This is a genomic window from Sporosarcina sp. SAFN-010, assembly GCF_059415065.1.
In genome coordinates, this window is sequence record NZ_JBPFDS010000030.1 from 1 (window position 1) to 10,298 (window position 10,298).

Below are 10,298 nucleotides of genomic sequence, written 5' to 3' on the forward strand. Positions count from 1 at the left end.
CCTCCGATGTAAGTACTTTTTAAAAGTGTACCACTTCGAAGGTGTTTTATATTGTCTCATTAATTTAGGTTAGCCCATCACCTTAAGCCGGTTTTTATTATTAAAGATTATTTGTATTGATACGTGGGTATCGGCCAGCATTTTCTTCTACTTCGGCATCTGCACCTGCATTTTCAAGCGGAACCCCACTTTCTGAAATCTCGCTTGAACTGTCTGATCGATTGGTGTCGATTTTACTATTTTCGCTAAAGAGATCCGGATGCCGTGGTGTTTTTGGATCGTCCAAAACAAATAATGCTACTCCGCCATCCTTGACTTCATTGTAAAAGGCCTTGGTTTGTTGTTCATTAAAACCGAGCTGCTCGAATGCTTCTTTAGCTGGTTCATCATTTGTAAAAAAGAATTTCATACGTCCTAAAAATCCGTCTTGTTCTCTTGTCGCTAACACAATATCTGTTTGATCTTCGAGCATCCTGTCATTATCATCCAAATTGGAAACTGCCAGGATTTCGTCCTTTGTGTAACCGAACGATTTTAATTGTGTAATTTTAATTAACACATTATCAATTGAATGAAATGTCCCCACATACCGTTTTTGCTTCATAATTCATTCACTTCCTTCCCCATATAATTGGTCGCTCCTTGTGTAAGTATCTATTCCCCAAACAGACATCTTTAGAAACACTTATTTTGTAATGTTTATTTTTTGCTGATTAGTCAATACTGTTACTATCACATAAAAGGAGTGGACACTTCCTATGGACGTTAAAGGCAAAGTTGAAGGTGAACTAAATAAGTTGGACAGTGAAAAGAAAGAAGATATCTTAAAAAACTTTACATCGTTTAAAGATTATCTCTCCGACAAAGTAAGCAAAGGTGAAAAGTTGGGACTCAGTGAGGAACAACTGACGAAGGCAACAGAGTATGTCGCAGGGTATTTGGCGAAACACGAAGAACCGAAAAACCGCGAACAATACGTGCTTCAAGAACTTTGGAAAGTCGGCGACAAGGAAGAGCAAAAAGCACTGTCCAGTCTTTTGCTGAAACTCGTCAAAGCGGAGTAACTCCTAAAAGGAGGACTATTCATGAACGACAAGAAAAAGTCATTCACTGCCGAAGATCGAAAAGAGGTTATCCAACCTTATTTGGATAACCCTGATGCCGTTAAAACTGACAAAGAATCCCTTTTTGATATGCATGAAGATATGCAAACGGTAGATGCAGTCCCTGTTGAAGACACAAATATGGAATGGGAAGAAGAAAAGCAAGAAAACCATCGTAAATCCAAAGATCAATCATCCAGTGAAGAAAAATACGCGGGCAGATAATTTTATCCGTAGACACCTTCTTAAACAGAGGGTGTCTTTTTTTCATTTCCCGGGCAATAATTAGAGGTCTAACTTCCTAACGTATCAAAATGGTAATCAGCGTGATATACTATTTAGCTTAGGAGGAAATGCATTATGAAATTTTGGATATATCCCATTCTCGTAATTGTCGCGGCAAGCAGTTACGGAATTCTTTCATCTATTGTCAAATTAGCCATTAAAGATGGTTATTCGGCTTCTCAAGCTGTTACTAGCCAATTCTTCATAGGGTTCTTAATCGCCCTTTTACTTTACATCATCATTCAACACAAGCGTCCTCGTTTTGGTGGGGGCTGGACACTTATACTTGCAGGATTTTTCACCGCTTTAACAGGGATTGTTTATGGAAAAACAGTTGAGTATATGCCTGCATCACTGGCAGTAGTTATGCTCTTTCAATTTACGTGGATTGGCATGCTATTTGACTGTATAGCCAGTCGACGTTTACCGAAGAGGGTAGAAGTGATTTCACTCGTATTCCTTTTCACTGGAACGATTTTTGCAGCAGGTATTTTAAATGTCGATTTGAGTGGTATCCCTTGGCAAGGGTGGGCATTTGGGCTGGCTTCAGCAACAAGTTTTGCCTCATTCGTGATGGCGAACCAAAAAGCGATTGAAGGAATGGATACAACCACTCGCCTACTATTTACTTCTTTCTTCGCAGTAATTGTGATCTTGTTCTTCCAATCACCCGAAATCGTTTGGACCGGACAATTATTCACTTCAAGCCTCTTATTATATGGACTTGTCCTTGGCTTATTCGGAATTATAATTCCCATCTATCTCTTCTCCATCGCAGTTCCTAAAGTGGGTACCGCAATGACGTCCATTCTTAGTGCTATGGAGCTTCCGGTCGCTATGACCGCCTCTGTTGTATTAGTTGGTGAACATATTACGTTCATACAAATCATTGGGATTTTAATAATATTATTCGGGATGACTTTACCGTCACTTGCACAGAGACGACTTAAACGTCTCCCCCCAAAAACGTCTGAACTGCTCTAATGCAGTTCAGACGTTTTTGCATATAAGACAGCAACCCCGTACAATGAATACATAGAAAACGAGACAAGCTAGAGAGGAGTTTTTCGATGTTGCAAGACCGCTTATATTATCAAGAGCCTTACCGTACCAGCTTCACAACAGTGGTGACACAGCACGCTGTTGATGAACAAGGACGACCGTTCGCAGTACTGGAGAATACTGCGTTTTACCCTACTGGTGGCGGACAACCTCATGACACAGGACATATTGCAGACATTACAGTTGTGGACGTAGAAGAAGTCGACGGAGAAATTAGACATTATTTGGAAACTCCATTGGTCATCGGAGGAACGGTTTCTGCTGAAATTGACTGGGATCGCAGGTTTGATCATATGCAACAGCATACTGGTCAACATGTACTGACTGCTGCTTTTGTTGAACTTTTTGACTACCCTACCGTCAGTTTTCACCTTGGACGAGAATTCGTGACCATCGATCTCGCCACTGATCAGGTCTCTTCTGATGAACTGCGTGCGGCTGAAAAACTGGCCAATTCAATTATCCTTGAAAATCGACCGATTGAGCAGAAATGGGTGACGCAAGAAGAACTGTCAGCATATTCACTTCGCAAACAAATCAGTGTCGATGAAGAAATTCGTCTCGTAATCATTCCGGACTTCGATACAAACGGATGTGGAGGTACACACCCTAGCTCCACCGGACAAATCGGATCGTTAAAGGTCCTCTCCACTGAAAAGCAGAAAAAGAATACACGCATCCACTTTGTGTGCGGAGGGCGGGTCCTCCATCAGCTTGGTACAGTTCATGATGAACTTTCAGACGTTGCACGTCTTCTGAGCGCTCCATTGGACCAAGCAGCTGATGCCACACAAAAACTACTCGATGCGCAACATACGTTGGAAAAGCAATTAGAAGCCGCGAACGAACAGTTGCTTGAAGTAGAAGCGGCATCTCTTGCAGAACGAAAAACTATTGTCATTCGACAAACATACAAAAATCGTGCCATGCAAGAATTGCAAAAGCTTGCTCGCAAAACACTTGCTCTTCGTGAACAGGCAATTGTTTTACTCGTTTCGGATGATGGCGAGAAGTTGCAATTCGTGGCATCGCGTACAAATTCGCTCACGCCGGATATGCGTACGGTTTCATCCATCGTACTTCCTGCAATAGAAGGTAAAGGAGGAGGCTCTGCGTCATCAGTTCAGGGAGGCGGTGCACGAACCATGCCTGCCGAAGATCTATCAGAGTTGCTCGAGCGCTCCATTCCCGTTCACGTATAATAACAAATACAACCCAAAACCCCCAACCATCGCATTAATTGCGTTGTTGGGGGTTTCCATTTATTCTTTCTTACCAATAACTGCTTCCCAGTCAATTGTGCCAGCCTTGATTTCATCGCGACGCTCTTTTGTCATCGAGTCGCTTGGACGTCCGCCATTTGGCCAATCTCCTTCATGATTTCCAAACTCAGGACGGTCTTGGGATAGGATGAACGCTGAAACGTCAGCAACTTCCTGATCAGAAAGACTTCCTGGATTTCCAACTGGCATATTGTTGTGCACGTAGCCTGCCATTTTAGTTAGGCGCGCAATTCCAGCACCATCATTAAAGGAGCCATCTCCCCATAATGCTGGACCCGTGTTAGAACCAGTTCCACTTCCATCACCTGCGTGACATGTTGCACACGATTGCTGATATACTTTTTCTCCATCTGCAACACTTGGAATTGGCATGTCGTCTACACTATTCTGGTGACGCCAAGGCAACTCCGCACCTACTGGAATTCCTTCAGAAATATAAGTCATATACGCAACCATAGCTTTTAAATCTGGATCATTGCTTTCAAACTTTGTACCATTCATGCTTCGAACCATACATCCATTGATACGATCCTCTAATGAAACAATTTTACCAGAACGTCCGATATACATCGGATACACTGCTGACATTCCTACTAGTGAAGAGACTTCACTGTCCAAACCAGCACCTGCGTGACAACTAGTACATGATAATTCGTTTACCAGTTTCTCACCGTCTTCTGCAGTGGGAGCTTCATTTCGCAATACAGTAGAAGTATCGTTTACAAGGTCGTATCCGCGCTTGATTGCATCACCAAGCTCGTCGTCTGGAACGTCATCCATTGAAGGCGGATTATGTTGAATTTCACCACCCGCAGCACTATCGGATCCGGCTTCAGTTTCAGTTACATCTGCTACACCTTCATTTTCAGCCGCTTTGTTCGTTTTTAATTGGAAAGACATAAGGACAATTGTAAGTGCAAAAATAGCCACTAATACAGCTAATACTAAAGTAGAGGTTTTTCTCATTTTTACTTCCTCCTTCGTTTGTGACTATTGTATCAAACGACATTCTATTATGATATGGAATTAAAGTAAATTGGATTGAAATAGGGAATTCCCTTAGTTATTTATAAATTTTCACGCGACGCAAAGAGCATCCACGGGTATCCCCTATGGATGTCCTTAATCACTTATGTCCTAACACCTTTTCCCAATCAATCGAGCCTTCTTTAACTTGTTGTTGCTTTTCTTTATTCATAATATCTTTAGGCCCATCACCGTCCGGCCAGTCTTCATCACTGTTTTCAAATTCCGGTCGTTCTTGGGATAAGATGAATGCCGAAACGTCCGCTGCTTCTTGGGGTGTAAGAGAGCCAGGATCTGTTTTTGGCATATTCTTTTGGACAAAGCCTGTCATTTTCGACATTCTTCCCATACCAGCACCATCATTGAAAGAGCCTTCTCCCCATAGTGCGGGACCAGTTGTAGGCCCGGAACCTGCTCCATCTGTCGCATGACATGCGATACATGACTGCTGAAAGATAGAATTTCCTTTGTCGACATTTGGAATTGGAACTTCATCTACTTCGTTTTTTCCAAGCCAAGGTAAGTCAGCGCCTTGCGGAATCCCTTCGGAGATATAGCTTAAGTAAGCAACCATTGCCGACAAATCCTCATCACCATCTTCGAACTCTGCATAATTCATACTACGAACCATACATCCATTGATGCGATCTTCTATCGTTGCGATTTTATCATTCCGGGAACGATACGCAGGATATTTTGTAGTCACACCTACCAAGGAAGAAACACCCTCATCTAATCCAGCGCCAGCATGACAACTTGTACAAGCAAGTTGACTCATTACTTCTTCTCCATCACTGGTTTCTGCTTTTTTCCGTAGTTCATTTGACGTGTCCATCATAAGTGCGTAACCTCTTTTAATCGCATCCCCTTCTGGTCCATCAGGTACATCATCTATAGAAGGTGGATTGTGGGCAATATCGATGTCATCCAACACAGCTTCTATATTTCCATCTGCAATTTCTTGTTGCTTGACCTTACTATCTTTCAACTCGTTCGCTAGTACAAAAATGAGTATGATTCCTACAACTGCTAACACACTTAGCAGAACTGTGGATTTGTTTTTCATATGTACTCCTCCTATCTAGTTGTTTGTACTTGAAACGCTTCAAGCACAGCTCTACCTCTTCCCTTTTTTTATAAAACTTTTACTCAATGAATTTCGCAAACTTGTATCTTTTTGTATTTTTAAAAAGCACAATACTCTTCCCTTTATAATCTCTCCTAAACGTAATCCCGGAAAATTATTTAAATAAATTTAGCTACCCTCGCTTTTTGTATAATAATTATTTATTAATGCAACAAAAAATAGACAGTATATTCCGTTATATAAAAATGATTGACAACTCTTTTATTGTTTCTCTAGTATAGTACTTAAACCGATTGGCAATTCGGAATTCACTATTTGTTCAGCATGTACAACCTGAAACTTCTACGCACGGTTTCAAGCACTCAAAAGGGGATGGCACATTTGAATACGTTTACAAAATGGGTAGAAGTTGTTTCAAATTTTTTATGGGGCGCACCAATTATTATACTGCTGATTGGCGGAGGACTGTTTCTGACAATTCGTCTTGGGTTCTTTCAATTCAAGTACATGCCTCACATTCTTCGTCAGACCTTTGGGAAAATCTTGTCGAAAGGCTCTGGAGACGGCACACTGACACCTTTTCAGGCGACAACCTCAGCACTTGCTTCCACGATGGGTGCCGCCAATATTGTCGGGGTACCTGTTGCAATTGCCCTCGGTGGTCCAGGTGCAATTTTTTGGATGTGGCTCGTTGCGTTAATCGGAATCGGCACGAAGTATTCAGAAGTCGTCCTTGGTATCAAGTACAGGGAAAAGAACGAAGCTGGTGATTATGTAGGCGGTCCGATGTATTATATTAAAAAAGGACTTGGTTGGAAAAAAGTTGCATATCTTTTCGCATTTGCACTGATGATCGAAATTATTGCCAGTACGATGGTTCAGTCCAATTCGATCGCGACTACAATCGAAAGTTCGTTTGGATTACCTCCGTACATTACCGGAATTATTGTTGCACTTTTAGTGGCACTTGTCTCCTTCGGAGGAATTAAAGCAATTGGACGTGTGACAGAGCGACTTATCCCTTCCATGGTGGTCGTATATATTGTCAGCGCACTCATTGTGATCGCGTTCAATATTACAGAGGTACCCGCAGCATTTGGACTTATTTTTACATATGCATTTCAGCCGTTATCTGCGGCAGGTGGATTTGCAGGTGCTGGTGTTGCCGCTGCTATTCGATGGGGATTGGCACGCGGACTCTACTCGAACGAAGCAGGAATTGGAACGGCACCGATTGCACACGCTGCTGCGGTGAATAATCATCCAGCGAAGCAAGGCTTTTGGGGAGTATTTGAAGTCATTGTAGATACGCTCATCGTTTGTACCATGACGGCAATGGTAGTATTAACGACAGGTGTTTGGAAAGTCATCGATGCCGATAATGCCTCTTCAATGGTGACAGAAGCGTATAGCACTGTTTTCGGTGCAACTATTGGTGGTGTGATTATTTCAGTCGTCCTCTTCTTGTTCGTCATTACGACGGTCGTTGTCATCATCTACTACGGAGAAAAGCAGGCAGAATTCTTATTTGGTACTGGTTTTTCAAAAGTGATGCGTTTGGTTTATATTGTTGCTATTGTTATAGGCGCACTTGGCGGATTACAATTCGTATGGAAGTTCCTTGATTTACTACTCGCGATTGTCGTCGTACCGAACGTGATCGCTGTATTATTCTTAAGTGGAAAAGTCCGTGAAGTGACAAATGATTACTTTACGAATCTCTATCCAATAGAAAGAAAAAAATAATAAAATACATTCATTCCTCCAGTCGTACAAATATCTGTACGATGGAGGTTTTTTTTTGACAGTTAAGGATATAGGTATATAGATATCTTTCTAACAAAATGAGAGTAAGAGAGCTTGTGAAAAAACAAGGAGCGGTGTTGATGATAAAGTTTAAAGGTGTCTCTAAGTCATACGATGGAAAAACGAACGTCGTGGAAGATGTAAACTTCGAAATTACAGAAGGGGAATTTTTTGTACTGATCGGACCGAGTGGATGCGGGAAAACCACGACACTAAAAATGATTAACCGTCTTATTCCCTTGTCGGACGGGACTATCCGTATTCATGATAAAAAGATTAGTGACTATACGATTCACGAACTACGGTGGCAAATCGGATATGTCTTGCAGCAGATTGCATTGTTTCCGCACATGACCATTGAAGAGAACATTTCGATTGTGCCTGAACTGAAACAGTGGAAAAAAGACCGGACCCATAATCGCGTTACTGAATTGCTGAATATGGTCGAGTTAGATCCTGATACATACAGAGGACGTAAACCTAGTGAATTATCTGGTGGACAACAACAGAGAATTGGAGTAGTTCGGGCGCTTGCGGCAGATCCGGATATTGTCTTGATGGATGAACCATTCAGTGCACTCGACCCCATCAGTAGATTGAAGCTACAAGATGACTTGTTGCATTTACAGAGGACGATAAAAAAAACAATCGTATTTGTTACGCATGACATTCAGGAAGCGATGAAATTAGGGGATCGTATCTGCATTATGAAGGACGGGAAAATTGAACAACTCGGGACGCCTGATGAAATTACAGCTGCCCCTGCGACACCTTTTGTACAAGAATTTATCGGAAGTGGCGGCACTCAACCTTTTGTCATACGAGATCATATGGAACCCACGTCTGAATCGATTCATTTAGACGCACCGCCATTAGCGATTGACGCTGGATGGAGTACTGTATTGGACGCACTGCTAGTAGCGGATGTGGTTTCTATCGAGGATAAGGGCGACATTGTCGGCACGTTGTCCCGAGAAGCGTTACTCTCCTTTTTAGCAACACATGAGAAAGAAAGGACGGGGACAGCATGAGTCATTTCTTTGAAGTTTTTCAAGATCGTAAAGGAGAATTGGCTAGTGCGCTATTAGAACATATACAAATTTCCTTGATTGCGCTCGTTTTTGCTGTATTAATCGCCATTCCACTTGGAATTTATCTAACGAACAAGCGACGGATTGCGGAAAGTGTCATCGGGGCAAGTGCGGTGTTGCAAACTATTCCATCCCTCGCCTTGCTTGGATTACTCATCCCGCTACTCGGTATCGGGAAAGTACCTGCCATTATCGCGCTCGTTGCATACGCGTTGTTGCCAATTTTGCGCAACACGTATACGGGTATCAAAGAAGTTGATCCTTCATTAATAGAGGCTGCCACTGCAATGGGGATGACGACGTGGAAACGATTGACCAAAGTTGAACTTCCTCTTGCAATGCCTGTCATTATGGCGGGTATCCGTACGTCGATGGTGCTTATTGTCGGAACAGCTACGCTTGCTGCACTCATCGGAGCGGGTGGTCTAGGGGATTTAATCCTTCTGGGGATTGACCGTAACAATCCTTCCCTTATTGTATTAGGAGCTATTCCTGCAGCACTTCTAGCGCTTGCATTCGACTTTTTGCTTAAGAAATTTGAAGGTCTTTCATTCAAACGGGCTGCTACCGCTCTCATTGTATTTTTCATTATTAGCTTGCTCGTTATCGTGTTCCCATTTTTGTCCGGGCGTTCGAATAATCAGTTAGTAATCGGTGCCAAACTCGGTGCTGAACCGGAAATCCTTATTAACATGTACAAACTCCTCATTGAAGACGAAACTGACCTGACTGTCGAACTGAAACCAGGTCTCGGCAAAACTTCGTTCGTATTCAATGCACTTAAGTCAGGCAGTATTGACATGTATCCGGAATTCACAGGGACAGCACTTTCCGAGTTTTTAAAAGATGAAGCTGTCAGCAATGATCGCAAGGAAGTGTACGAACAGGCGCGTGATGGTCTTGCCGATCAGTTCGATATGACGCTGTTACCGCCAATGTCGTATAACAATACGTATTCGTTAGCGATTTCCAAGCAATTTGAGGAACAGACGGGTGTGAAGACCATTTCAGACTTGTCTGCAGTTGAAGCCAATGTAAAAGCCGGATTCACTCTTGAATTTAACGACCGTGAAGACGGGTACAAAGGCATTCAAAAATTATATGGCGTGGACTTCCCTTCTGTGAAAACGATGGAACCTAAATTACGGTACCAAGCAATTGAAACAGGCGACATCAACTTAATGGATGCATACTCAACGGACAGTGAATTGAAAGAGTACGAAATGACCGTGCTCGAAGATGATCAGGAACTGTTCCCACCCTATCAAGGGGCACCTCTCTTGTTGAAAAAGACACTCAAGAAATATCCTGAGTTAGAAGATGTATTGAATAAGCTTGCAGGAAAAGTGACGGACGATGAAATGCGTGACATGAACTTCCGTGTAAACTCAGGTGGAGAAAACGCTGAGGATGTGGCACGTGAGTTTCTTATGAACGCTGGATTGTTGAAGTGAAGAAAAGGCTGCTACGGCAGCCTTCAGACTGTAGACAAACTCCAGAAATCATGGATTTGCCTATAGTCTTTTTCTTTTACAATAGGATTAACTATGAAAAG

10 protein-coding genes are annotated in these 10,298 nt (G+C 42.4%); 7 read left to right on the forward strand and 3 right to left on the reverse strand.

The window, feature by feature from the left end:
* Positions 1–100: 100 nt before the first annotated feature.
* Positions 101–604, reverse strand: a complete 504-nt coding sequence (locus ACR65F_RS17875) for a general stress protein (protein WP_039042633.1) — start codon at positions 602–604, stop codon at positions 101–103.
* Positions 605–758: 154 nt separating this feature from the next.
* Here ACR65F_RS17875 and ACR65F_RS17880 point away from each other — a divergent pair, with 154 nt between their 5' ends.
* The 4 genes from ACR65F_RS17880 (at position 759) to ACR65F_RS17895 (ending at position 3,652) form a co-directional block, all read left to right on the forward strand.
* Positions 759–1,064 carry a DUF3243 family protein gene (locus ACR65F_RS17880; RefSeq protein WP_039042632.1) on the forward strand — a complete coding sequence of 102 codons (306 nt, stop codon included), beginning with the start codon at positions 759–761 and terminating at the stop codon, positions 1,062–1,064.
* A 21-nt stretch (positions 1,065–1,085) separates the two neighbouring features.
* On the forward strand, positions 1,086–1,328 hold the full coding sequence (locus tag ACR65F_RS17885) for a YczO family protein (protein WP_039042631.1): 243 nt from the start codon (positions 1,086–1,088) through the stop codon (positions 1,326–1,328).
* Between the two features lie 135 nt (positions 1,329–1,463).
* Positions 1,464–2,372, forward strand: a complete 909-nt coding sequence (locus ACR65F_RS17890; RefSeq protein ID WP_197054089.1) for an EamA family transporter — start codon at positions 1,464–1,466, stop codon at positions 2,370–2,372.
* Positions 2,373–2,458: 86 nt separating this feature from the next.
* Entirely contained in the window at positions 2,459–3,652 is a 1,194-nt protein-coding gene (locus tag ACR65F_RS17895; protein WP_440505319.1) for an alanyl-tRNA editing protein, read from the forward strand.
* A 60-nt stretch (positions 3,653–3,712) separates the two neighbouring features.
* On the opposite strand, the gene ACR65F_RS17900 is transcribed toward ACR65F_RS17895, so the two are convergent.
* Together ACR65F_RS17900 and ACR65F_RS17905 are read right to left on the reverse strand one after the other, a co-directional pair.
* Positions 3,713–4,699 (reverse strand): c-type cytochrome, encoded by a 987-nt coding sequence (locus tag ACR65F_RS17900; RefSeq protein ID WP_440505320.1) that lies wholly within the window; start codon positions 4,697–4,699, stop codon positions 3,713–3,715.
* Positions 4,700–4,859: 160 nt separating this feature from the next.
* On the reverse strand, positions 4,860–5,825 hold the full coding sequence (locus tag ACR65F_RS17905; RefSeq protein ID WP_039042628.1) for a c-type cytochrome: 966 nt from the start codon (positions 5,823–5,825) through the stop codon (positions 4,860–4,862).
* 402 nt (positions 5,826–6,227) lie between these two features.
* On the opposite strand from ACR65F_RS17905, the gene ACR65F_RS17910 reads away from it, so the two are divergent.
* From ACR65F_RS17910 to opuFB, 3 genes are all read left to right on the forward strand, one after another.
* Positions 6,228–7,592, forward strand: coding sequence for an alanine/glycine:cation symporter family protein (locus tag ACR65F_RS17910; protein WP_125102678.1), 1,365 nt, complete (start codon positions 6,228–6,230; stop codon positions 7,590–7,592).
* A gap of 140 nt (positions 7,593–7,732) precedes the next feature.
* Positions 7,733–8,683 carry an ABC transporter ATP-binding protein gene (locus tag ACR65F_RS17915; RefSeq protein ID WP_039042626.1) on the forward strand — a complete coding sequence of 317 codons (951 nt, stop codon included), beginning with the start codon at positions 7,733–7,735 and terminating at the stop codon, positions 8,681–8,683.
* Complete coding sequence (gene opuFB, locus ACR65F_RS17920) at positions 8,680–10,197, forward strand: osmoprotectant update ABC transporter permease/substrate-binding subunit OpuFB (protein WP_440505321.1); 1,518 nt, start codon at positions 8,680–8,682, stop codon at positions 10,195–10,197. Before ACR65F_RS17915 ends, opuFB begins: the two co-directional genes overlap by 4 nt.
* The last annotated feature ends 101 nt before the right edge of the window (positions 10,198–10,298 follow it).